21 protein-coding genes and 2 riboswitches are annotated in these 24490 nt (G+C 62.0%); of the genes, 15 read left to right on the forward strand and 6 right to left on the reverse strand.

Going from position 1 to position 24490, the window contains the following annotated elements; all coding sequences use genetic code 11:
- Positions 1-472 precede the first annotated feature (472 nt).
- Positions 473-1801 (reverse strand): sodium-dependent transporter, encoded by a 1329-nt coding sequence (locus KI236_RS08940; RefSeq protein WP_212821277.1) that lies wholly within the window; start codon positions 1799-1801, stop codon positions 473-475.
- Positions 1802-2054: 253 nt separating this feature from the next.
- Entirely contained in the window at positions 2055-3272 is a 1218-nt protein-coding gene (locus tag KI236_RS08945; RefSeq protein ID WP_212821279.1) for a homocysteine S-methyltransferase family protein, read from the reverse strand.
- 142 nt (positions 3273-3414) lie between these two features.
- Here KI236_RS08945 and KI236_RS08950 point away from each other — a divergent pair, with 142 nt between their 5' ends.
- The 12 genes from KI236_RS08950 to KI236_RS09010 all read left to right on the forward strand — a co-directional run bounded on the left by KI236_RS08950 (position 3415) and on the right by KI236_RS09010 (position 18566).
- Entirely contained in the window at positions 3415-3951 is a 537-nt protein-coding gene (locus KI236_RS08950) for a DUF2284 domain-containing protein (RefSeq protein WP_212821280.1), read from the forward strand.
- Positions 3952-3958: 7 nt separating this feature from the next.
- Positions 3959-5698 (forward strand): cobalamin-dependent protein, encoded by a 1740-nt coding sequence (locus tag KI236_RS12320; protein ID WP_329958977.1) that lies wholly within the window; start codon positions 3959-3961, stop codon positions 5696-5698.
- 21 nt (positions 5699-5719) lie between these two features.
- Positions 5720-7000, forward strand: a complete 1281-nt coding sequence (locus KI236_RS08965; protein WP_212821283.1) for an amidohydrolase family protein — start codon at positions 5720-5722, stop codon at positions 6998-7000.
- Positions 7001-7094: 94 nt separating this feature from the next.
- Positions 7095-8024 carry an SHOCT domain-containing protein gene (locus KI236_RS08970; RefSeq protein ID WP_228738133.1) on the forward strand — a complete coding sequence of 310 codons (930 nt, stop codon included), beginning with the start codon at positions 7095-7097 and terminating at the stop codon, positions 8022-8024.
- 176 nt (positions 8025-8200) lie between these two features.
- Positions 8201-8281, forward strand: a riboswitch (glycine riboswitch).
- 3 nt (positions 8282-8284) lie between these two features.
- Positions 8285-8369: riboswitch (glycine riboswitch) on the forward strand.
- 76 nt (positions 8370-8445) lie between these two features.
- Positions 8446-11091, forward strand: coding sequence for a glycine cleavage system aminomethyltransferase GcvT (gcvT, locus tag KI236_RS08975; protein ID WP_212821284.1), 2646 nt, complete (start codon positions 8446-8448; stop codon positions 11089-11091).
- A 79-nt stretch (positions 11092-11170) separates the two neighbouring features.
- Positions 11171-11548, forward strand: coding sequence for a glycine cleavage system protein GcvH (gene gcvH, locus KI236_RS08980; RefSeq protein ID WP_212821285.1), 378 nt, complete (start codon positions 11171-11173; stop codon positions 11546-11548).
- Between the two features lie 3 nt (positions 11549-11551).
- Positions 11552-12871, forward strand: a complete 1320-nt coding sequence (gcvPA, locus tag KI236_RS08985; RefSeq protein ID WP_212821286.1) for an aminomethyl-transferring glycine dehydrogenase subunit GcvPA — start codon at positions 11552-11554, stop codon at positions 12869-12871.
- On the forward strand, positions 12868-14271 hold the full coding sequence (gcvPB, locus tag KI236_RS08990) for an aminomethyl-transferring glycine dehydrogenase subunit GcvPB (RefSeq protein WP_212821287.1): 1404 nt from the start codon (positions 12868-12870) through the stop codon (positions 14269-14271). Before gcvPA ends, gcvPB begins: the two co-directional genes overlap by 4 nt.
- Positions 14272-14289: 18 nt before the next feature.
- Positions 14290-15672 (forward strand): dihydrolipoyl dehydrogenase, encoded by a 1383-nt coding sequence (gene lpdA / locus KI236_RS08995; RefSeq protein ID WP_212821288.1) that lies wholly within the window; start codon positions 14290-14292, stop codon positions 15670-15672.
- 55 nt (positions 15673-15727) lie between these two features.
- Entirely contained in the window at positions 15728-16303 is a 576-nt protein-coding gene (locus tag KI236_RS09000; protein ID WP_212821289.1) for a 5-formyltetrahydrofolate cyclo-ligase, read from the forward strand.
- A gap of 328 nt (positions 16304-16631) precedes the next feature.
- On the forward strand, positions 16632-17051 hold the full coding sequence (locus KI236_RS09005) for a PPC domain-containing DNA-binding protein (protein WP_212821291.1): 420 nt from the start codon (positions 16632-16634) through the stop codon (positions 17049-17051).
- A gap of 144 nt (positions 17052-17195) precedes the next feature.
- Positions 17196-18566 carry an O-antigen ligase family protein gene (locus tag KI236_RS09010; protein ID WP_212821293.1) on the forward strand — a complete coding sequence of 457 codons (1371 nt, stop codon included), beginning with the start codon at positions 17196-17198 and terminating at the stop codon, positions 18564-18566.
- 113 nt (positions 18567-18679) lie between these two features.
- Here KI236_RS09010 and KI236_RS09015 read toward each other — a convergent pair whose 3' ends face one another.
- Entirely contained in the window at positions 18680-18859 is a 180-nt protein-coding gene (locus KI236_RS09015; protein ID WP_212821295.1) for a hypothetical protein, read from the reverse strand.
- Here KI236_RS09015 and KI236_RS09020 point away from each other — a divergent pair.
- The 3 genes from KI236_RS09020 (at position 18858) to KI236_RS09030 (ending at position 21802) form a co-directional block, all read left to right on the forward strand.
- Positions 18858-19736 (forward strand): DMT family transporter, encoded by an 879-nt coding sequence (locus KI236_RS09020; RefSeq protein ID WP_212821297.1) that lies wholly within the window; start codon positions 18858-18860, stop codon positions 19734-19736. The genes KI236_RS09015 and KI236_RS09020 overlap by 2 nt on opposite strands.
- 22 nt (positions 19737-19758) lie before the next feature.
- On the forward strand, positions 19759-20901 hold the full coding sequence (locus KI236_RS09025; protein WP_212821299.1) for a glycerate kinase family protein: 1143 nt from the start codon (positions 19759-19761) through the stop codon (positions 20899-20901).
- A gap of 67 nt (positions 20902-20968) precedes the next feature.
- The gene (locus KI236_RS09030) at positions 20969-21802 is read left to right on the forward strand and encodes a hypothetical protein (protein WP_212821301.1); all 834 of its coding nucleotides are present in this window, start codon (positions 20969-20971) and stop codon (positions 21800-21802) included.
- 190 nt (positions 21803-21992) lie between these two features.
- Here the strand turns inward: KI236_RS09030 and KI236_RS09035 are convergent, their stop codons facing one another.
- From KI236_RS09035 to KI236_RS09045, 3 genes are all read right to left on the reverse strand, one after another.
- Positions 21993-22616 (reverse strand): acetyltransferase, encoded by a 624-nt coding sequence (locus KI236_RS09035; protein WP_212821303.1) that lies wholly within the window; start codon positions 22614-22616, stop codon positions 21993-21995.
- The gene (locus KI236_RS09040; RefSeq protein ID WP_212821997.1) at positions 22516-23256 is read right to left on the reverse strand and encodes a sugar transferase; all 741 of its coding nucleotides are present in this window, start codon (positions 23254-23256) and stop codon (positions 22516-22518) included. The genes KI236_RS09035 and KI236_RS09040 overlap by 101 nt, the downstream gene beginning before the upstream one ends.
- 119 nt (positions 23257-23375) lie before the next feature.
- Positions 23376-24035, reverse strand: a complete 660-nt coding sequence (locus KI236_RS09045; protein ID WP_212820933.1) for a YveK family protein — start codon at positions 24033-24035, stop codon at positions 23376-23378.
- Between the last annotated feature and the right edge of the window lie 455 nt (positions 24036-24490).

Genomic DNA, 24490 nt, shown 5'->3' on the forward strand with positions numbered 1-24490 from the left:
CCTCCGTAGGGGCGACCCTCGCGGTCGCCTGCGGGAGGGGAAATCGGCGAAGCGCCGCCAGTGGCGGATGAGGCGAGCCGGTTTCGAGGAAGTGCCCCGATTGGCGGGTACGACAGTGCCCGTCAGTCGGTTGGCACGACGGTGGGCAAGAGAGCCCCTCCCCTACGCACCACAAGGAACACGCCGAGCCGGGCAGACAGGGTCGTCCGCCCCTACAAAATAATGCCGTGTAGGGCGGGACCCATGTGTCCCGCCGTTTCACCGTACCCCTTGCAAAAAGCCCGTCATTGCGAGACCAGCGCGAACGCTGGTCGTGGCAATCCGTCCTCCTTGCCCCCGGGCGACCGCAAGGGTCGCCCCTACGCTCCCTCTTTCCACTTTCAGCTTTTCTCTTTTTCATCCTTCCCACGCAAAAACCCTCCGGAAGCCGCGGCTTCCGGAGGGGATTCTTATGCCCAATTTCAATTTTTCCTTAAAACGCCACGCCGCCGATCAGCGCCACCAGGCACAGCACCAGCGCCAAGGGCACATACACATACCGGCCCACGCTGTACCACAGGGCGCCCCGGGTCTTGTGGCTGCCGGTGTTGATAGCCGTCAGCAGGTCGTCCTTCTTCATTACATAGAACCACGACACTGCGCCCAATGTGGCCCCGATGGGGATGATGTAGATGGATACCAGATCCATCCAGGGTCCCCACTTGGCGATAGGCTCCATAAACAGTCCTGCGCCCAGGCACAGCACGCACAGCACCGCCAGGGCCGCCGTGCGATTCAGCTTCGGGAACTTGTGCAGCAGCGACTCCGCCACCGCCTCAAACATATTCTGCAGCGAGCTGACCCCTGCGAAAATCATGGCCACATACAGAATAATGGCGAATAGCCGCCCCAGGGGGATGTCCTGCAAAATGGTGGGCAGGGTCACGAATAGCAGCCCCGGGCCTGCGCCCACATCCAGGTCATAGGAGAAGCACGCCGGGATGATGACCAGCGCCGCCACCACCGCCGCGATGGTGTCAAACAGTGCCGTCCGCTGGGCCATATGCACCACATCCTCCTCCTTCGAGAGGTACGCGCCGTACACGATCATGCCGCTGCCTGTTACCGACAGGGAGAAGAAGGCCTGGCCCATGGCCCAGATCCAGATCATCGGGTCCTTCAGCGCCGCCCAGTCCGGGGTGAACATAAAGCGGTAGCCCTCCGCCGCCCCGGGCAGCAGCGCCACCCGCACCGCCAGGACCAGGAAAATGATGAAAAACACCGGCATCATGATCTTATTGGTCTTTTCAATGCTGTGGGCCCCCAGATAGAGGGTCAGCAGCGTCCCCACCACCACGATAATGTGATAGGGCACCACGGAAAAGGGCGTGGAGGAAAACTCGCCGAACCAAGCGGCGGTGTCCGCAGTCATCAGCGTACCCACCACGGAATCCACCAGCGCCTTGAGAATGTAGGTGACGATCACCGCATAGCCGATGGCGATGCACAGAGACCCTGCCAGGGGCAGCCAGCCCAAAAGACCGCCGGCCTTGCCCATGCCCTTGCTGCGGGTGGACCAGGCGTTTTCATAGGCGCCCAGAGTACCGGTGCCGGCCCGGCGGCCCATGGCGAACTCCGCCGGCAGACCCACATAGCTGAAAATGAATACGAACAGCAGGTAGATCAGCAGAAATGCACCGCCGCCGTTGCTGCCCAGCTTGTTGGGAAAGCCCCACACATTGGCCATGCCCACGGCGGAGCCCACCGAGGCCAGGATAAAGCCCCAGCGGGTGCCGAAATTCTTTGTACTTTTCTCTTTCATTGCTTCTCCCGTCCGGCCGCAAAAAATCCGCCCCCCGGGGGGGCCCCTCAGCGCCGCGGCCTTTTTTCGTTTTTCCGCCTCCGTGGCGGAGAGTTCCTCAAACCACTGCCATTTTAGCGCATTGAATCGCAAAAGTCAAGGAGGCCTCCTGGGAAGTGTTAATAAATTGTAAAAAAGATAAAATCGGATTGCTGCGGCGGAAATACCTACCGAAGCAATCCGATTCTTTTCCGTAGGCAGAGGGCGCCGGCGCTCAGTAAATCAGCCCATACAGCTCCTGCAGCCGCGCCAGGGTCTCCTCCGGTATCGCGCCCTCGTACAGGGCCCGGCCCTGGTAGCTCCGCAGAGCCGCCTCCAGCACCGCCCCGTCGTCACACACCAGGCATAGGGGCTTTTCGATCAGGTACTGTACCTGGGCCAGTTCCTCCGCGTCCGCCGTGCTTTGCAGCGCCACGGCCACCATGGGCTCGTCTCCGTCCATGGCCTCCTGAAGGTCATCCTCCAGATTTTCCGTCACGGCGATCACCGGCCCGTGCTTGGCGTCCGCCGGCAAATACATAGGCAGCTTTTCCGTGGCCGCCGGTAAAAGCGTCGGGTGCCGGGGCGATGGGGGCGTGATCTCCGCCCCGTCCAGGGCCTTTTTCAGCGCTGCAATGTGCCCGGCGTCCGTGCCGCAGCAGCCGCCGAAAATGGCCACACCTGCCTGCAAAAGCTCCGGCACCAGCGCCGTAAATTCCTCCGGCGGGCAGCTATATACCGCCTTGCCGTCCACGATCTGCGGCATTCCGGCGTTGGGTTTGGCAATGAGCGGCACCCGGGCATATTCCCGCAGCCGCCGCAGCTGCACCAGCATCTCCTGCGGCCCCGCCGAGCAGTTCAGGCCAAAGGCATCCACGCCCATGCCCTGCATAATAACCAGGGCCGCCGTGATGTCTGTGCCGGAGACGGTCCGGCCCTTTTCATCGCAGGTAAAGGTGACGAAAATGGGCTTGTCGCTGACGCTTCGTACCGCCAGCACCGCCGCCCGGGCATCGGACAGGGTCATCATGGTCTCAATAACGAACAGGTCCACCCCGGCCTCCTCCAGCCCTGCCGCCTGGGGCGTGTAAATGTCCACCAGCTCCCGGAAGGAGGTCTCTCCCATGGGCGAGAGAAACAGCCCCGTAGGGGACAGGTCTCCGGCCACCAGGGCCCGGCCCGCCGCCGCCTGCTTTGACAGCGCCGCCAGCCTTCGGTTATAGGCTGCCGTTTGGTTGAAGATCCCGTGCTCCTCCAGCTTCTGGCGGTTTGCGCCGAAGCTGGGGGCATACAGCACCCGGCTCCCGGCGTCCACATAGCGCCGCTGGATGTCCAAAATGCTCTCCGGGTGCGCAAGCACCCACTCCTCGGCGCTCACCGCCCCGGTAAAGCCCCGCTTTTGCAGCTCCGTGCCGGTGGCCCCGTCCAAAATCAGCGGAAATTGTACCTGCATCCTGCCGTCCTCCGTTTCGTAAAATCAAAAAATGGAAACCCGGTGCCGCCGACCTTGACACGGCCCCGACACCTTATTATACTATATCTACCTATAATTTTTAGCAGTCCCGGGCTGCTTTGTCAAGAGGGGAGGGGAGACCGTGGAGCGGCTTATGACCCTGGCGAGGGAAAACGGCTTCACCCGTTGGGGGGCGGCCAATCTCTCGGCCTTTCAGCCCCTGGCGTCTGTCCGGGCCATGTGCGCGGCGGACCGCTGCGGCCAATACGGTAAAAACTGGGCCTGCCCCCCGGCCTGCGGAAGTCTCACCCAGGCAGCCGCCGCCATTGCAAGGTGCCGCAGGGGCCTCCTGGTCCAGACCACCGGCCCCCTGGCTCACCCGCTGGACTATCCCGCCATGGAGAGCCTGGCCCGGCAGCATAAAAAGTCTTTTCAAGGCTTTGCCCGGCAGGCGCGGCTGCTGCACCCGGGCTGCCTGGCCCTCACAGCCGGAGCCTGCACCCTGTGCGCCCGGTGTACCTGTCCCACCCGGCCCTGCCGCTACCCGTCCAAGCGCCTGACCTCCATGGAGGCCTATGGCCTCTGGGTCAGCGACATCTGCCAAAAGTCCGGCCTGCCCTATAATTACGGCCCCCAGACCCTCACCTATACATCCTGTGTGCTTATTGCGGAGGAGTGAAAAAGCCATGCAGACACCCAAAGAAATTTTCCTGGAGCTATTAAAGCCCAATGGCCGCCCGGAGCGGGTGCTGAAGCAGTATGAGGCCCTGTATATGTGCCTCAATGACCCTATTAACACCTACCTGCGGGGAAACCGCCGCCGCGGCAGCGTCAGCCGTGACCGCTGGGGCACCACCATCAGCTTTCCCGCCGACGCCCCCGGGGCCATTCCCGTCCACACGGACGACCTCACCGTCTGCCCGGATGTGACGCATTGGGAGGAGACGGTCCATGCCCCGGACCTGGCGGTGAGCTGCACTGCGGGCTGGGAGGACTGCCGCGCCGCCGCCCGCTCTGCCGCCGGAGAGGAAAAGCTCCTGGCAGGCTTCATGGGCACGGGTATTTTTGAGCAGTGCCATTTTCTCATGGGCTTTGAAAACACCCTCACCGCCCTTTATGAGCATCCCGATGAAATGCACCGGCTCATTGACTACATCACCGACTACCGCCTGGGCTATGTGAAGCTGCTCATCGATAACCTTCACCCGGATGTCATCTTCTCCCACGATGACTGGGGCACCAAGGATGCCCTGTTTATGCATCCGGATATGTGGCGGGCGTTTTTCAAGGAGCCCTACCGCCGCTTCTACGGCTATATCCGCTCCCGGGGCTGCATCGCCATCCACCACGCCGACTCCTATCTGGTGCCCATCGTGGACGACATGGCCGAGATCGGCATTCAGGTCTGGCAGGGGGTTTTGCCGGAGAATGACATCCCCGCTCTCCAGCGCCATTTGCAGGGCAAGCTGGTCCTCATGGGCGGCATCGGCGCAGCCATCGACCGTTCGGACGCCACGGCCGGGGAGGTCTGCGACTACACCCGGCGTACCCTCCGGGCCTGCTGCCCCGGGGGCCACTTCATCCCCTCCATTACCTACGGCCTCCCCGGCGCCGTCTATTCTCATATCGACCGGTATATCGATGAGACCATCGACGCCTACAACGCCGGCGTACACCTGCCTGCTTTTCCGCTGCCGCCGGAGCCTCGGCGCAGCCTGGCGCCCCGTGCTTCCGCTCCCACTGCCGCCGTATCGGAGACTCCGGCGGAGCAGGGGGAGGACCTCCTGGCCGCCGTTGCCGCCGCCACCAAGCGCGGCCAGCAGAAAAAGCTGCTGGCTCTGGTGGATAAGGCTCTTTCCCGGGGCATCTCCGCCCAGGACATCCTCTCCGGCGGCCTGATAAAGGGTATGAACGACCTGGGTGAGGATTTTTCCGCCAGTCGTGCCTTTGTGCCGGAGATGCTCATGGCTGCCCGCTGTATGTCTGCCGCCACGGCGCAGTTAAAGCCCCATCTGGTGGACGGCGGCGGTGTCCGCCGCACCATCGGCTCGGCCTGTATCGGTACCGTCCGGGGCGATATGCACGACATCGGCAAGAATCTGGTGAAGATCATGCTGGAGGGCAGCAATATCGAGGTCTATGACTTGGGGGCGGATGTGGCCCCGGAGACCTTTATCCAGGCCGCCCGGGAGCATCACTGTGACATCATCGCCTGCTCTGCCCTGCTCACCACCACCATGCAGCAGATGCGCCGGGTGGTGGAGCTGGCCCGGGAGAGCGGCATCCGTGACCGGGTTTGCATTATGGTGGGCGGCGCACCCATCAGCCAGAGCTTCTGCGACGAAATTCACGCCGACCTCTACACCCCCGACGCCGCCTCCGCGGCCCGGGCCGCCGTAGACCGCCTGACCCATCCGGCAAAATAAAAAAGAAAGGAAGCTTCTTCCATGAAATACGCATTGGTGAACGGTATCCTCCTGGACGGCACCGAAGCTATGCAGCCCCGCCCGGGCCTGACCGTTCTTCTAAAGGGCGACCGCATCGAGGCTATCGTCCCCGCCGGGACGGAGACCCCGGACTACGAGAAAATCGACCTCTCCGGCGGCTATGTCATGCCCGGCCTTATTAACCTCCATGTCCACCTGCCCGCCTCCGGCAAACCCACCGTCAAGCAAAAGGACCCCAAAAAGGCCGTCCGCCTTATGACCAGCAACGCCCTCCTTCGCTCTGTTGCGTTCCGGGTCTGCGCAGGCTACGCCAAAACGGAGCTGCTCTCCGGCGTCACCACCCTCCGCTCCGTGGGCGGCATTCAGGCGATAGACTCCCGCCTCCGGGATAAGATTCTCTCCGGCGGGGCCGTGGGCCCCCGGATTCTGGCGGGGAACATGGCTGTGTCCGTGCCCGGGGGCCATATGGCCGGGTCCCTGGCCTACGAGGCCACCTCCCCGGAGGAGGCGGCGGCCCTGGTCCGGAAAATTGCTCAGGACAAGCCCGATCTTATTAAGCTGATGATCACCGGCGGCGTCCTGGACGCCAAGTGCAAGGGGGAGCCCGGGGAGCTGAAAATGTCTCCGGCCCTGGTGAAGGCCGCCTGTGACCAGGCCCACGCCCTGGGCCTGCCCGTGGCCGCCCATGTGGAGAGTCCCCAGGGGGTCCGGGTGGCCCTGGAGGGCGGGGTAGATACCATTGAGCATGGCGCCCGGCCCGACGAGGAGATCCTCCGCCTGTTTGAAGAGCGCAAGGCCTGCCATATCGCCACCATCTCGCCGGCCCTGCCCTACGCGCTGTTTGACCGCAGCGTCACCGGCGCGTCGGAAACGGAGCAGTATAACGGCAAGCTTGTCATGGACGGCATCATCGACTGCGCCAAGGCCTGCCTGGCCCGGGGCATTCCCGTGGGCCTGGGCACCGACACCGGCTGCCCCTATATCACCCACTATGATATGTGGCGGGAGGTCTATTATTTCCACAAGTTCTGCGGCGTCTCTAACGCCTTCGCCCTCCACACCGCCACCCTGGGCAACGCCCGGGTAGCGGGTCTGGGGGAGGAGATCGGCTCCGTAGAGCCCGGCAAGTGCGCCGACCTCATCGTGACAAGGCAGAACCCCCTGGAGGACCTGAAGGCCCTCCGCCATGTGGACCTGGTCATCGCCCGGGGCAAGGTTTACCGGAGCCCCAAGGTCAAGAAAATCGAAAAAGCCCAGCGGGAGCTGGATAAATTCCTGTAAATTTCCGAAAATTGCCCCTCCGGCGGAGGAAAACACTGGAAATACCCCGGCCACCGTGGTAAAATCGAGGCATAGAAATAGGAGGAAAATCACTATGGGACTTTTCAGCAATAACAAAAAACCCTGCCCCCTCTGCGGCAATCCCACCCCCCGGCTCCTGGCCACCAAGGTGGAGGATATGCCCCTGTGCAAGGAGTGTGCCGGGAAGATCGACCTGCCCGACGGGGCCCTGGACTGCATGACCCTGGCGCAGCTGGAGCAGTACATGGCCTTTTACGAGGAAAACGCCGCCCTGCGCGAGACCTTCAGCGAGGACTACCGCTACGGCTTCGGCCTCCTCAGCGGCGCCCTGGTGGTGGACAGCGCCCACCGCCTGCTGCGCATCAAGCCCTACGATAGTGCGCTGGTGTTCGGCCCGGAGAATTTGCAGTCCTTCCGCATCCTGGAGGACTCCGATCCTCTGTTTACGGGAAACGCCGACGGCCTCACCTGCCACCGCAGCGATGTGCCCGATAAGGTGGAGGCCCTGATCCCCAGCATCGACCAGTTCATGCGCCGCAAGCAGGACTTTGAGCACATGGAGGAGATGCACCGCATGATGGATCGGGACCGGGATCACGACCACGACCATCCCCGTCCTCCCCGGCCCGAGTTTGTGTGTACGCCCCCGGTGCGCAAGTTCCGCCTGGAGCTGACCTTCTCCCATCCCTATTGGAAGAGCTTCACCCAGGAGATCGGCGCCCCGGACTTCAGCAGCCAGTATCCCAGCGCCGAGGACTATCTCCGGGAGTATGAGGAGAAGGTGGAGGCCCTCCGTGAGCTTGCCTCCCGGCTCCAGCACATCGTCAACCCCGACGCCCCCCAGCGCCGGGAGGATGACCCCCAGCCCGCCGCCGCAGCCGCCGCTCCCGCCCCTGCCGCCGACCCGGTGGCGGAGATTCAGAAGTATAAGCTGCTCTTCGACGCTGGCGTCCTCACCGAGGAGGAATTCGCCGCCAAGAAAAAGCAGCTTCTGGGCATCTGAAAATCCGAAGGCTCAATCGGGGCGCAACCGGGGCTTACCCCACCGGACAAATTTCCTGTAAAGCTAAAAAAACGGAACGAAACAGCGGGAATTGGCCCTTGACAAATGCGCTTTTCGGGTGATAAAATCAAAATAGCGGTGCGATATGCCCGCAGATATAATTTCATATAGATCGGACGATGGAATCGGGAGAGACCGCCCAGGCGGCGCCGAAGGGGAACGCAGAAGCTCTCAGGCAAAAGGACCGATTTCGGACGATACTCCGAAAAGGCCGGACGGTAACGCCCGACCACCGAAGGTGCAACCTCCCGCCGGGGAGGGAATCTCTCAGGTAACTCAACGGGGGCACAAGGCCGTATAAAGCGGCTTTGTGTCCCTTTTTGCTGCTTAAAAACCATTCATCTTTTAAGGAGGAACCAGAATGAGCGAACTGAAGCGTACCCAATTATACGATGTCCATGTGGCCGCCGGTGCGGAAATGGTGGACTTCGGCGGATGGGAAATGCCCATCCAGTACCCCGGCGGCATCATTGCCGAGCATCTGTACACCCGTCAGGTGTGCAGCCTTTTCGATGTGTCTCACATGGGTCGGCTGCTGGTGGAGGGCCCGGAGCGCAAGGCCTTTTTGCAGCATGTGCTCACCAGCAATGTGGCTGCCCTGGATGTGGGCCTGGCCCAGTACTGCATCATCCCCAATGAAAACGGCGGCGCCGTGGACGACGCCTACCTGTATATGTTCCAGGAGGATAACTACCTGCTGGTGGTAAACGCCGCCAACACCGAGAAGGACCTGGCCCACCTGCGCGCGGCCCTGCAGGGCTTCGACTGCACCATCACCGACATCTCTGCCGACTGGGCGGCCATCGCCGTCCAGGGCCCCCGGAGCAAGGAGATGCTCACCGCTCTCAACGGCGGCGCCCAGATGACCGAGCCCATGAAGAATGCTCTGGGCACCGTGTCCCTGGAGGGTCACTACGCCCGGGTAGCCAAGACCGGCTACACCGGCGAGCCCCTGGGCTACGAGGTCTATGTGCGCAGCGAGGACGCAGCGTGGCTGTGGAACCGCCTGGTGGAAATGGGCGCACACCCCGCCGGCCTGGGCGCCCGGGACACCCTGCGCATGGAGGCATCCATGCCCCTGTACGGCCATGAGATGGGCACCGCCCCCGATGGCAGCGAGATCCCCATTTTCGCCGTGCCGCTGGCTAAGTTCGCCGTGAGCTTCTCGGAGCAGAAGGGGGACTACATCGGCCGCGCCGCTCTGGAAAAGCAGCATAAGTACTTTATGAAGTACATGGACCGTGACTTCTCCGACCTGTCCGGCCTGCCCCGGAAGATCGCTCCCATCGCTCTGGAGGACCGGGGCGTTATGCGCGCGGGCATGGAGATCTATCAGGGGGATAAGCTGGTGGGCTGGGTCACCAGCGGCACCATGGTTCCCTACTTCAAGACCGAGGGCCAGGGCCTTTCCACCGTGATCCTGGAGGCCAGCGGCAAGCGCGCCATCGGCCTGTGCTACATTGACAGCGATATTCTCACCGACGACACCGTGGAGGTGGATGTGCGGGGTAAGCGGCTCAAGGCCGTGATTCCCGCCCGGCACATGAGCGTGGGTGCGCCCCCCTTTGCCAGACCTCTGCTCTATGGTGTGGAGGAGGACGAGCATGGTGTAGGCGGCGGTGACCGCGCTCCTAAGGCCCTGGAGCTGGTACACAAGGCCCTGGAGAACCATATCTGGCGCCAGGAGCAGTGCATCAACCTCATCCCCTCGGAGAACACCCCCAGCCGCGCCGTGCGTCTGCTCAGCGGCAGCGATCCCGCTTGCCGTTACGCCGAGCATAAGAAGGTTTTGGCCTTCTATGAGAAGGAAGTGTTCTATTATCAGGGCACCAAGTTCATCGACGAGGTGGAGCGCCGCCTGGTGGAGGAGATGCGCGCCTACTTCGGCTGCACCGAGGTGGAGACCCGTACCCTCAGCGGCCAGATGTCCAACATGGCTGTATTCTCCGCCCTGATGGACTGGAAAAACCGTGTGGACCGCAAGCACGAGGCCAAGCGCCTGGGCTATGTGATGAATAACCACATCATCAAGGGCGGCCACCTGTCTGCCCAGCCCATGGGCGCTCTCCATGACTATATTGCCATCGACCCCGTGACGGAGAAGCCGGCTGTGGTCAACTTCCCCGTCTGCGCCGATAATCCCTATAAGATGGATGTGGAGGAGACCAAGAAGCTCATTGACCGCTATCGCCCGGAGCTGATCATATTCGGCAAGAGCATGGTGCTGCACAAGGAGCCTGTGGCCGCCATCCGTCAGTTCGTGGATGAGCAGAACATCCCCACCACCATCATGTACGACATGGCCCATGTGCTGGGCCTCATCGGCGACCATTTCCAGAATCCCTTTGCCGAGGGCGCAGAGATCGTCACCGGCTCTACCCACAAAACCTTCTTCGGCCCCCAGCGCGGCGTCATCGGCGTGAATTACAAGGAGGACGACCTGAAGTACGGCCTGTGGAAGACCATTGAGAGCCGCACCTTCCCCGGCAGCGTCTCCAACCATCACCTGGGCACCCAGCTGGGTATGCTGATGGCCGCCTATGAAATGAACCAGTTCCGGGATGTGTACCAGAAGGCCGTCATCGAAAACGCCAAGTCCTTTGCCCGCAGCCTGAAGGCCCATGGGCTGGATGTGGCCGGCGACCCCGCCATTGACTACACCGAGACCCACCAGGTCATCGTGTCCGTGGGCTACGGCGAGGGCCCCGAGATCGCCGAGCGCCTGGAGCGCAACAACATCGTGGTGAACTACCAGGCCACCCCCGATGAGGAGGGCTTCACCGCCTCCGGCGCCCTGCGCATGGGCGTCAGCGAGATGACCCGCTTCGGCTTCGAGGCCGCCGACTTTGACCGCCTGGCCGCCCTCATGGCCGACTGCATCCTCCGGGGCACGGAGGTGAAGGAGGAAGTGAAGAAGCTGCGTAGCGAGCATTTGGAGATGCGCTACTGCTTCAGCGATGCCGAGATCGACGAGGCTCTGGAGAATCTGGCTGCCAAGCTGGTGTAAAAAAGCGTTACGCCCCGCCTCCGTCGGGGGCGGGGCAGAGAAAGCAAACAATATATTTATTTAATGGAGGTAAAGTATCATGTTGTATCCTGTCGAGCTGCAATATTCCAAGTCCCATGAGTGGGTGAAGGTAGAGGATGGCGTCACTGTCGTGGGCATTTCCGATTTTGCCCAGAACGCCCTGGGCGATGTGGTGTTCGTAAACCTGCCCGGTGAGGGCGACAGCGTCACCGCCGGCGATGCCTTCGGCGATGTGGAGTCCGTGAAGGCCGTGTCCGACCTGGTTTCCCCTGTCAGCGGTACCGTGTGCGCCGTGAATGAGGACCTGCTGGACGCCCCGGAGAAGCTGAACAGCGACCCCTACGGCGCCTGGATCATCAAGGTGGAGAATGTGGACGGCAGCGAGGAGCTGCTGGACGCCGCCGCCTATGAGGCCTTCTGCACCGAGGAGGGCTAAGCTATGGGCAGCTATGTTCCCTCTACCGGGACGCAGCGGGAGGAAATGCGTAAGGCTGTAGGCGTAAGCAGTATGCGCGAGCTGTTCCGGGATGTGCCGGAGCAGATGCTCCTCACCGAGCCGCTGCATATCCCCGCCGGGATGAGTGAGCTGGAGGTCAGCCGCACCATGACCGCTATGGCCGCGGAGAACCGCGTGTACGGTACGGTGCTTCGGGGCGCCGGGGCCTACGACCACTATATCCCCTCCATCGTAAAGTATATCCCTGCCAAGGAGGAGTTCCTCACCGCTTACACCCCCTATCAGGCGGAAATGAGCCAGGGACTTCTGCAGTCCATTTTCGAGTACCAGACCATGATCTGCCAGCTGACGGGCATGGATGTGTCCAACGCCTCCGTGTATGACGGCGCCACCGCCGCCGCCGAGGCCGCCGCCATGTGCCGGGACCGCAAGCGCCGGGTGACGCTTATCTCCGGCGCGGCGCACCCCGACACCATCAACACCGTCCGCACCTATTGCTACGGCACCGGCGACGAGGTGCGTATCGTACCCGTGAAGGACGGCAAGACCGACATGGACGCCCTGGGCGAGATGCTCACGGCGGAGGTGTCCGGCTTCTATGTGCAGCAGCCCAACTTCTTCGGCCAGTTAGAGGACGCAGAGGCCCTGGGCGCTTTGACCCACCAGGCGGGAGCCCTGTATATCATGGGCTGCAACCCCATCGCTCTGGCCATTATGAAAACACCCCGGGCCTGCGGCGCGGACATCGCCGTGGGGGAGGGGCAGCCTCTGGGCCTGCCCCTGGGCTGCGGCGGCCCCTACCTGGGCTACATGGCCTCCACGGAGAAGCTCATGCGCAAGCTGCCCGGCCGTATCGTGGGCGAGACCACGGATTCCGAAGGCCGCCGGGCCTATGTGCTGAGCCTGCAAGCCCGGGAGCAGCACATCCGCCGGGAAAAGGCCAGCAGCAACATCTGCTCCAACGAGGCTCTGTGCGCCCTGACCGCAGGGCTGTACATGGCCACCATGGGCCCGGACGGTATGGCCCAGGCGGCGGAGCAGTCCATGGCCAAGGCACACTATCTGGCCCGGGCCCTGTGCGCCATCGAGGGCGTGTCCCTGGCCTATACCGGAGAATATTTCCACGAGTTCGTCACCCATATGCCCCGGCGGGAGGCCGTTCTCTCCGCTCTGGCGGAGGGCGACATCCTGGGCGGCCTGCCTGTGGGTGAGGACGGCGTTCTGTGGTGCGCCACGGAGAAGGTCTCCCGAGCCCAGCTTGACAAGGCTGTTTCCATTGTGAAGGAGGTGCTGGCAAAATGAAGCTGATCTTTGAAAAGAGCGTTCCCGGACGCCGCTGCACCATTCTGCCCGCCTGCGATGTGGAGAGCGTATCCCTGCCCGACTCCCTGCGGCGCGAGGAAAAGCCCGCCCTGCCGGAAATGAGCGAGACGGACATCTCCCGCCACTATACGGAGCTGTGCAAGCAGGTCCACGGCGTAAACTGCGGGTTCTACCCCTTGGGCTCCTGCACCATGAAGTATAATCCCCGCATCGACGAGGAAATGGCAGCCCTGCCCGGCTTTGCGGGGGTACATCCCCTTTCTCCCGCCCAAGACCGCAAGGGTATGCAGCAGGTGCTGGACACCGCCGCCGAATATCTCTGCCAGATCACCGGCATGGACGATATGACCTTCCAGCCCGCCGCCGGTGCCCACGGCGAGTTCACCGGCGTGCTGCTTATCAAGCAGTATCACGATGCCCGAGGCGATAAAAAGCGCACCAAGATCATCGTGCCCGACAGCGCCCACGGCACCAACCCCGCCACCGCGGCCATGTGCGGCTTCGATGTGGTGAACATCGCCTCCGGCCCGGACGGCTGTGTGGATCTGGACGCGCTTCGGGCCGCTCTGGGGGAGGACACCGCCGGCTTGATGCTCACCAACCCCAACACCGTGGGCATCTTCGACAAGAATATTCTGGAGATCACCCGTCTGGTCCACGAGGCCGGCGGCCTGTGCTACTATGACGGCGCCAACCTTAACGCCGTTATGGGCGTGGTCCGTCCCGGCGACATGGGCTTTGACTGCATCCACATGAACCTGCACAAGACCTTTGCCACGCCCCACGGCGGCGGCGGTCCCGGCGCAGGTGCGGTGGGCTGCAAGGCGTTTTTGAAGGAGTTCCTGCCCCATAGCGCCCTGGCGGAGGAGCCGGGTCATATCCAGGTGCGCAGCTTCCAGGGCAACTTCCTGGTGGTGGTCCGGGCCCTGGCCTACCTGCTGACTCTGGGCAAGGAGGGCATCCCCGAGGCGGCGGAGAACGCCGTGCTCAATGCCAACTATCTCATGGCCAAGCTCCGGGGCACCTACACCCCCGCCTACGACCGGCTGTGTATGCATGAGTTCGTGCTGGATCTCAGCGACCTGAAGAAGGAGACCGGCGTGTCCGCCCTGGATGTGGCCAAGTCCCTTATCGACGAGGGGATCCATCCGCCCACCATGTACTTCCCGCTGATCGTCCATGAGGCGCTGATGCTGGAGCCCACGGAGACCGAGGGCATCGAGACCCTGGACCATGCGGCGGAGGTACTGCGCAAGCTGTATCATAAGGCCTTTGAGGATGCAGCGTCCATGCACACCGCCCCCCACAATATGCCCATCGGCCGGCCCGACGAGGTTCAGGCGGCCCGCAAGCCCGTCCTGCGCTGGAAAAACACATGATTCACAGGAGGGACTCCTATGTCTGATTATCAACTGCTGGTCATCGGCGCAGGTCCCGGGGGCTATACCGCCGCCCTGCGCGCCGCCAAGCTGGGGCTGCACACCGCCATTGTGGAGCGCCGGGAGGTGGGCGGCACCTGCCTGAATCGGGGCTGCATCCCCACCAAGACCCTGCTCCACGCCTCCCAGGTCTACCACGACGCCGCAAACGGCGCGTCCGTGGGCGTCCACGGTGCTCTTTCCTACGACATGGGGGAGATGTTCGCCTTTAAGCGCAGCGTCAGCGAGAAGCTCCGGGGCGGCATCCTCTCCCTGCTGAAGAGTGCGAAGGTGGATGTGCTTGAGGGTACGGCGCAGATCACCGCCCCCGGCCAGGTCAGTGTCACCGGCGCTGACGGCACCCGGACGGCGTACACGGCGGAGCGCATTTTGGCCGCCACCGGCTCTGTGAATGTCCGCCCGCCCATCCCCGGCCTGGATCTGCCCGGGGTCATGACCTCCGACGAGCTGCTGGAGGGGACGGACACGCCCTATGCCTCCATCGTTATCATCGGCGGCGGCGTCATCGGCGTGGAATTTGCCACCTTTTACAGTCACCTGGGCTGCCGGGTGACCCTGGTGGAGGGCATGGCCAATTTGCTGCCCCAGCTGGACCGGGAGCTGGGCCAAAATCTGGCGCAGATTCTGAAAAAGCAGGGCGTGGAGGTGCTGACCTCCGCCATGGTCCGGTCCCTGGAGCAGACAGGGGAGGGCCTGTGCGTCCATCTGGAGCAAAAGGGCAAGGAGCTGACCGTCACCGGCGAAAAGGTCCTGTGTGCCATTGGCCGCCGTGCGTATTTCGAGGGCCTATTCGCCCCGGACCTGAACCCGGCGCTGAACGGCAAGCGCCTGCTGGTGGATGAGGACTACCGCACCAGCATTCCCGGCGTGTACGCCATCGGCGATGCCTCCGCCGCCGTGCAGCTGGCCCATGTGGCTGCGGCCCAGGGGACGGACTGCGTGGAGCGGATGTGCGGCGGCAAGGGCAGCACGGATCTGAATGTGATCCCCAGCTGCATTTACAGCGCCCCGGAGATCGCCGTGGTGGGTCTCACCGAGGCCGAGGCCAAGGAGCAGGGCATCCCCGCCGTGTCCGGCAAATGCACCCTGTTCAGCAACGCTCGCACCATCATTGAGGATCCGGGCCGGTGCTTCATGAAGCTGGTGGCCCGCAGCGATACCCGGGAGATCATCGGTGCGCAGCTCATGTGTCAGCACGCTAGCGACATGATTTCCCAGCTCAGCACCGCCATGGTGAATCACCTGACGGCCCGGCAGCTTCTCTCCGTTATGCGGCCCCACCCCTCCTTTGAGGAGGCCCTGAGCGAGGCCGTGGAAAATCTGACCGCCAAGCTGGCATAAATCGCAGCAGGCAGGGAAGCGGATGGCTTCTCTGCCTGCTTTTTGAGGTACTTTTATGGAGACGATACAGCAGCAAAAGGCCGCCCTGCGCCGCCGGCTGGCGGCCCGGGAGCAGGCCATGACCCAGCGGGAAAGGGAGCTCTCCGACCGGGCCATTATCTACCATGTGACCCGGACGGAGGAGTACCGCCGGGCCCGCACGGTGTTCGCCTTTGTGGGCTGTGGCCGGGAGATCGGCACCCGGGCCCTGCTGGAGCGGATTTTGTCCGAGGGCAAGGAGCTGTGCGTGCCCCTGTGTACCGGCCCGGGGCGCATGGAGTGCCGCCGGGTGCAGGATCTGTCCGTGCTGCGCCCCGGCTCTTACGGCATTCCGGAGCCGCCCCCGGAGGCCCCGGCGGCGGTGCCGGAGGACATTGACCTGGCCATTGTCCCCTGTGTGGGCGCGGCGGCGGATGGCCGGCGTTTGGGCCGGGGCGGCGGCTACTATGACCGCTTTCTGGCCCGGTATACCGGCTCCGCCCTGCTGCTGTGCCGGGAAAGGCTCCTGTGCCCGGACATTCCCCGGGAGACCCACGACATCTGCGTTCCCGCCGTGATTACGGAAAAGGGGCGGCTCTGGGCCGCCGAATAAGACACCAAAGCCGCACCGGACTGCACCGGTGCGGCTTTGTGCTCTATTAATGACATTATGTAAACACTGTCTTTCCAGTGATCACACCGGTGCGGTATCTGAGGGCGTCTCGTCCGTATGTATCGTTTTTCACAAAGATGCTCTTAATAACGCTATTATAATCCGTTCACCCCTGAACGAAGCAAGCATTTTTTCAAATTTTTCAGAAAAAAAGAAAAAATTCTCTTCGTGGAGAATTTTCTCGTATTTTGACGCAAGCTGTGATAGAATTGCATAAACGAAAGGCTCCGGGGGCGCTCCCTGCCGCCGGGGCGGAAAGGAGAATAGAATGGAGTACAAAAGATTTGGCAGCACAGTGGTGGCCCGGATCGACCGGGGCGAGGAGGTTTTAAGCGCCCTGAAGGACATCGCACTCCGGGAGAATATCAAGCTGGCCGCCGTCAGCGCCCTGGGCGCTACGGATGACTTTACCGTAGGCGTTTTCAATGTGCGGCAGAAGCAGTACCACGCCAACCGCTTTCAGGGCGCCTATGAGATCGTGTCCCTGACGGGCACCGTCACCACCAAGGACGGCGAGTTCTATGCCCATCTGCATATGTGCGCCGGAAACGAGCAGGGGCAGGCCTTCGGCGGGCATCTGAACCGGGCCGTTATCAGCGCCACCTGCGAAATGGTCATTCAGATCATCGACGGCACCGTGGAGCGCCGCTTCAGCGAGGATGTGGGGCTGAATCTCTTTCGGTTTTGACCGCCTGCCGGGGAGGATTTTTCAGGTATACTGTTGACTTTTTGCCCGCAAAATGATATGGTAAAATGGCTTTCCAAGCGGATGCGATACCTTATTTAATACGGGCCCCGCTGCGGGCCCCTGAAAGTGAGAATTCACTGCTTTATGACGCAATCGACTTCCGGCTCCTTTTGGGGCCGCGTAACGGAGAAAACTGAATATTTTTGGAATACGAATCTCTATTTTGCCCTGATGCTGGCGGTGACCGCTGTGTCCATGCTGACGCAGAATGTGGTCCCCTCCACGGTGGCGCTGGCGGTGCTGTGCGCCTGGATGCTGGTATTCTGCCGGGATATTTTGGCGGCGGCGCTGCCGTTTTTGCTGATATTCCTGCTGTCCACCCTGCAATATAATGATCTGTCCGTTTTCCTGCCCTGCGCGCCTCTGGCGGCGCTGGTCATCGGCGGGCTGATCGTGCATCTTGTGCGGTGGAAAAAGCCCGCGGTGGCCGGGCGCAGCATTCGGAGCCTGCTGGCGGTATCCGTGGCCACGCTGCTGGGGGGCGTGGGCTTTATCCCTGCCTCGCAGTATTTTTCTCCCCTGTCCGTTTACTACACCCTGGGCCTGGGCCTGGGTCTTTTGGCCGTGTATCTGCTGCTGCGTGCCGAGCTGGAGCTGCCCCGCAGCTACGATCTGCTCTACCGCCTGATGCAGCTGCTCTACACCATCGGCCTTGCCATGGTGCTGGCGGTGGGGAGCTACTACCTGCACCACTGGGCGGAGTTTTCCCAGTGCTGGGAGCTGCCCGGCATCTCCTACCGCAACTTTGCCGCCACCATTTTGGTCTCCACCCTGCCGGCGGTGTTTTACATGGCCGGGCGGAGCCGGCGCCATTTGTTCACGGTGCTGCTGTGGTGCGCGGCCATGTTCTTCTCCGGCAGCCGCAGCGCCCTGCTTTTCGGCGCGGTGATGGTGCTGCTGGGCTTTGTGTACCTGGTGAAGCGGAACTATCTGCCCCTGTGGTCTTTTTTTGTCATTGTGGCGTCCGTAACGGTGATCATGGCCCTGTTCGGCTCCCAAATCTATGATATGTTTTTCGGTGCCCGGGGCGACCCGGATCACTTCATCAGCCCCACGGAGGAGCGTTGGCTGCTGCTGGATCGGGGCTTTGCGGACTTCTTCAACCATCCGCTCTTGGGCATCGGTCTGGGCAACCAGAAGAATATCGACCTTTTCGCCGGGGTGCCTGGGAGCATGGTGTTTTACCACAACGCCGTTTTGCAGGTCTTGGGCAGCATGGGCATCGTGGGCGTAGCGGCCTACACCCTGCTGCTGGGAGATCGGCTGCGGCTGCTGCTCCACGACCGGGAGGCCTGCTACATGGCGGGCATGTACTACCTGGGAATGCTGATGGTGTCCATGACGAATCCGGGGCTGTTCTGCCCCCTGCCCAATGCCGCGCTGACGGTGCTTGTGTTCACCGTGCTGGAAAAGTGCGTGGACGGCCCTGCCGCCGCACTGCATCGGCGAAAATGACAGTCACCGCGCAGAAGCATCCCGCTGGGGGTGCTGAGACTGTCGAAAAACCCTCCGGGTTTTTCCGACAAAAGGCTTGCAGTCTGCTGCGCGCATAATTTTGAGCCCATGGCTCAAAATTCCACACTGGCAGCCTGAGAGGTATTTTCTCTCACGCACATGTCGCGAGAGAAAATGATTTTATTTCTTTGCCGCCTGCGGGCGGCAAACTCTGCGAGGCTTTTTTGACGCGCAGAAGCATCCCGCTGGGGGTGCTTTTTCTGCTTGCCAAGGAAAGGGGTATCGGATTTCATGAATAAAATTTCCCAGCGTACCAAGGGCATTGTCTGCATTCTCTTTGCAGCCTTTGGTTTCTCCATGATGACGGTGTTCGTCCGCCTGGCCGGAGATGTACCCACGGCGGAGAAGGCTTTTTTCCGCAACTTTGTAGCCCTGCTGCTGGTGAGCGCGCTGCTGGCCGTGAAGCGAGTGCCTCTGAAGCCCCGGCCGGGGGACTGGCCGCTTTTGGCCGGCCGTGCCGTTTTCGGCACCATCGGCATGCTGCTGAATTTTTACGCCGTGGACCGTCTGGTGCTGGCGGATGCCAATATGCTCAATAAGCTCTCGCCCTTTTTCGCCATTATTTTCTCCGTTTTTCTGCTGAAGGAGCGGCCCACCGCCGTGCAGATCGCGGGAGTATTCACGGCCCTGCTGGGCAGCGCTCTCATCATTAAGCCCGGCTTTGAGGGGGCGCCCTTCGTGCCGTCTATGGCGGGCTTCATCAGCGGCGCGACGGCGGGCCTGGCCTACACCTTTGTGCGCAAGCTGGGCACCCGAGGGGAAAACAGCCTGCGTATCGTGTTCTACTTCTCACTCTTTTCCACGCTGCTGACCCTGCCGTTTTTTATGCTCAGCCCCGTGCGCCTTACCGACCACCAGCTGCTGATGCTGCTTTTGTGCGGCGCCTCCGCCTGCATCGGTCAGTTCGGCATCACCTGCGCTTACCTCTGCGCCCCGGCCAAGGAAATAAGCGTCTATGACTACTCGCAGATCCTCTTTGCCGCCGCCCTGGGTTATATCTTCTTCCGCCAGGTGCCCGATGGCTGGAGCGTGGTGGGCTATGTGCTTATCTGCGGCGCGGGCGTTGGAATGTTCCTGTATAACCGCCATCGGGACCGGATGGGACACTGAAATTTTTGCGGGAGGGAGTATTATGCGCAAATATGTGGTCATCCCCGACTCCTTCAAGGGCTGCCTGTCCTCGGGGGAGATCTGCGGCATTATTGCCCGGGAAATACGCTGTCGGGACCCGGAGGCCCGGGTGTACACCCTCCCGGTGGCTGACGGCGGCGAGGGTACGGTGGATGCCTTCCTTGGGGCTCTGGGCGGCGAAAAAATAGCCGTGCCCTGCCGGGACCCCTATGGCCGCCCCCTTACGGCCCACTACGGGCTTTTCCCGGATGGGAAAACCGCCGTCATCGAGATGGCCGCCGCCGCGGGACTGCCTCTGGTGGGGGAGGACCGCCGTGTGGCCGATGCCACCACCTACGGCGTAGGCCAGCTCATAGCCCATGCCTTCAAGCGCGGCGCGGAGCGCATTATTCTGGGCCTGGGCGGCAGCGCTACCAACGATGGCGGCTGCGGTGCGGCGGCGGCCTTGGGCGTAGAATTTTTGGACGCGGAGGGCAAGGCCTTTGTGCCCGTAGGCGGGACCCTCCGCCGCATTGCCCACATCCGCACGGATGGCCTTTTGCCTGCTCTGAGGCAGGCGGAGGTTATCGCCATGTGCGACATTGATAACCCCCTTTGCGGCGAGAGTGGTGCGGCAGCGGTATTCGCCCCCCAAAAGGGCGCGGACGCGGCCACCGTCCGTATGCTGGATGAGGGCCTGGCGCACCTGGCCGCCGTTATCGAAAAGGACCTGGGCCGCTCCCTGCTCACTCTCCCCGGAGGCGGCGCGGCAGGCGGCTTCGGCGCAGGCAGTGTGGCCTTTTTGGGTGCCCGGCTGCAAATGGGCATCGAGGCCGTTCTGGACCTGACGGATTTTGACCGCCTGGCCGCAGATGCCTATCTGGTCATCACCGGGGAGGGCCGGCTGGATAGCCAGAGCCTTCGGGGCAAGGTGGTCGTGGGTGTGGCCCGCCGGGCCCGGGCCCTGGGCGTGCCTGTGGTGGCTCTGGTGGGCTCCAGTGAGACGGATATTGCCGCCGCCTACGATGCAGGGGTCACGGCCGTTTTCCCCATCAATCCCGCGCCCACTACCCTAAGCGAAGCTCTGGCCCATGCCCGGACGCACCTGGCCTTTACGGCGGAGAATGTGCTGCGCTTTGCCCGGTGCCTGGAAGAAAATCGGTAAAAGCCGCTTGCCATGGCTGCATTTTCACGATATACTGAGATTTATAATATGGAAAGGGGGACTTCCCATGCGTCCCGACGGAACCCGCGTAAAAGACCTGCCGCCTCTGGTGGCGGCCATTCCCTATATCATGCCCAAGCGCTATGACGCCTGGAACACCATCACGGAGAATATCGACGAGGAGGTCATCAAGGCTTTCATCCGCGACCAACGCCGCGCCGGTGTGCGCCTGAACCACATGAGCGTCATCATCGCCGCTTACTACAAGGCCACCCTGGAAAATCCGAAGCTAAACTATTTCGTGATGAACCGTAAGATTTATAAGCGCAATCACTTCTGCGTGTCCTTTGTCATCATGAAAAGACTGCCCGACGGTTCTCCCAGCGAGACCACGCTGAAGATTTACCTGGAGCCGGAGGACACGGTGTTTACCGTGAATAAGAAAATAAAGTCCGCCATCGAGGCCAACCGGGATACGGCCCAGAGCAACAGTACTGACCGTTTTGCCCGGTTCATGTTCTCCGTGCCGGGGCTTCCGGGCTTTGTGGTGGGCCTGGCCTATTTCCTGGATAAGCATGGTCTGCTGCCCCGGAAGATCATCGACCTCTCTCCCTTCCACACCAGCCTCTTTATTACCAACCTGGCCTCCATCAAGACCAGCTACATCCACCACCACTGCTATGAGTTCGGCACCACCAGCATCTTTGTGTGCATGGGTAAGCCCGTGCCTAATTATATGGCCGGAGACCTGAGCCGGAAGATGATGCCCCTGGGCATTGTCATGGACGAGCGTATCTGTACCGGCTACGAATACGCCGCCTTCTGCCACGATTTTCGCCGCATCCTCCGGGACCCCGAGGTGCTGACCCTGCCCTTCAGCACCCCGCAGGGGGAGAAATAAACGCAAAAAACCACCGTCCCGAGGGACGGTGGTCAGCCTGTCAAAAAACTACCCAACCGCCCCTATTTCTGCTATAATAGCGGAAATAGGGGTGTTTTCATGGAAGGCTGGAGAAAAGATGCGCGGCTCGGTAAGAATTAAATAGTTGAGCAGAAAAACTTCCGGGGCAGCCTGTCCGGCAGGAGAATGTTCATCCGGCGGCCCCCTTCTCCCGTCTCCAGGCCGGGACACCTACATATACGCCCCCGGGCTCCGTGGACTTCACCACCACGGCTCCGGCGCCGATGACGCAGCCCATGCCCACGGCGACATTGTTCTTTACCACCGCGCCAATGCCGATCTGCGCCAGGGCCCCCACCCGGACCGAGCCGCCCAGGGCCGCCCGGGGTGCCACCTGCGCGAAGTCCTCCAGCATATTGTCGTGCTCCACCACGGCCCCGGTGTTGACGATGCAGTGCCGGCCCACCCGGGCGCAGACATTCACCGCCGCCCCGGCCAGGACCACCGTACCCGCCCCCAGCTCCGCAAAGGGACTGATTTGGGCGGAGGGGTGAACGATCCGGGCCCAGGGCAGATCGTGCCCCATGGCCACCCGGCGGCGCAGGCGGTTATCGCCCAGGGCGATGACAAAGTCCGTTTCCCCGTCCCGCAGCGCCTCCGCCCGGTCCAGCGGCCCCGCAATGGGGAAGCCGATGCACCGGCCCGCGGCGCGGTCATCCAGGAACACGATGGTGCGGTAGCCCATTTTCAGCGCGGCATCGGCCACGGCTCTGCCATGACCGCCGGCGCCGAGGATCACAAGGCGCTTGTTCATGCTCCGCTCTCGCCTCTTTCCCTCCCTTGAATTCCTCCGCCGTGGCACAGCCCGGGGCGGTGATGCCCTCCCGGTGCAGGACCATACGGACGGTTTTGAAAAGGATTCTCCAGTCTCCCCAAAAAGTAATGCGCTCCACATAGCGCACATCATAGGAAAATTTTTCCTCCCAACCGATGGCGTTGCGTCCGCTGACCTGAGCCAAGCCCGTAAGCCCCGGACGCACCCACAGCCGCCGGGCCTGCCGGGGGCTGTACAGCGGCACATATTTCACATACAGCGGTCGGGGCCCGCACAGGGCGCAGCTGCCGCTTACCACATTCCACAGCGACGGCAGCTCGTCTAAGGAGGTGCTGCGCAGAAACCGGCCGAACCCGTCCAGCCGCTGCTCGTCCGGCAGCAGGACTCCGGCGGCGTCCCGCCGGTCGGACATGGTGCGGAACTTATACAGGGTGAAGCTCCGGCCGTCCTTTCCCGCCCGCTCCTGGCGAAACAGCACCGGCGCACCCAGGTGCAGCCGCACCGCCAGGGCCACCAGACCCAGCACCGGGCTCAGTACCGCCAGGGCCACCAGAGCCAGCACCGTGTCCTGGGGCAGCTTGATATACTTCTCGTAAAAACCTCTCCTATGTGTATTCATAACGGCCTCGAAGATCTGACAGATTTTTCCCGGCATACCCGTCGGGCCACAAGAGAAAAAGCCGGAGGACACGCTCTCGTCCCCGGCTCTTTCCATCGTTACGGCTGCTGCCGCTGGCTCTACCTCCCCTTATAGGCAGCACAGGCAGCGCTGCCCCTGAGCTCGGCAGCCAGCCCACTCATAACGACCCACGCACACGAGAGCGCAGCGCCCAGCAGTCCCGCCAGGGCTGCATACTTGGCGCTGCTCGGAGCATAGCGCTCCTCCGGCACGGTGGCTCGATCCACCACATGCAGGGAGCAGCCCTCCGCAATGCCCGAGACATACCCCGGGAAAACCTCCGCCACCGCGTTGGCTATGGCCGCGGCCCGGGTCGGGTCTCTATCGGTCACATAGACTCGAAACACCTCCGAGCCCTCCGCGGAGGCGGCGGTGACCCTTCGGTGCCACGACTTATAGCCGCCGTCCGGGTCTGAAAGCCGGGCCACCTCCTCGTACAGGGTCCGGGAGTCCAGCAGGGCCGCACAGGTATCCACCAAACTTTTGGACGCGGCGAGGTCGGAGGCGGTGAGGGTTGCCGGCTCGGCGACGCCCGGGCCGCCACTGTTGCTGGCGTAAAGAAGAAGCTCGGCACGGTAGGTGGGGGGAATGAGAAAACGCGCCGTTAAAAATCCGCCCAACGCCAATAGGACCGTCAGACAGATCACCACCGCCGCCTTGGGGCGGAGGTACTCTATGCACTTCCAAAAATCCAGTTTTATGGACTTTTTCTCATCCATAATGCAGATTCGTCCCCTTAAATCACAGGCAATGCCTTCGGCCCCAGCGGGCTGCGCCGGACAAGTGCCTGTCTCATTTTGCCGAATAAACGAAAGATTTTACGGTCTAATTATAACATATAAGAATAAGTTTACCAGCATTTCCTATATACCTGTTTGTAGATTTTTGTTGCGCTTTTTCGGCAATATACCGAAAAATAAGGGGGATTTATGTGGAATCAATCGTAATTTTTGCAATTCTCCTATTATCGAAATATACGGAAATTTAACACCGGCTAAAAATCTGCCCCTGTTGCACAGGGGCGGACAGTGTAAGGGAAAAGGTGAATTTGTATAACCTCCTCTTTATTTTTGCAACCATTGTAGCAGGAGAATTAGCAGAAAGCGAATGTGCGGATAGTAAAAAAGCGCCGTCTCGGGATCACTTCCAAGACGGCGTTTTTCTGTTGCGGATC

Source organism: Vescimonas fastidiosa, assembly GCF_018326305.1.
GTDB classification, from domain to species: Bacteria; Bacillota; Clostridia; order Oscillospirales; family Oscillospiraceae; genus Vescimonas; species Vescimonas fastidiosa.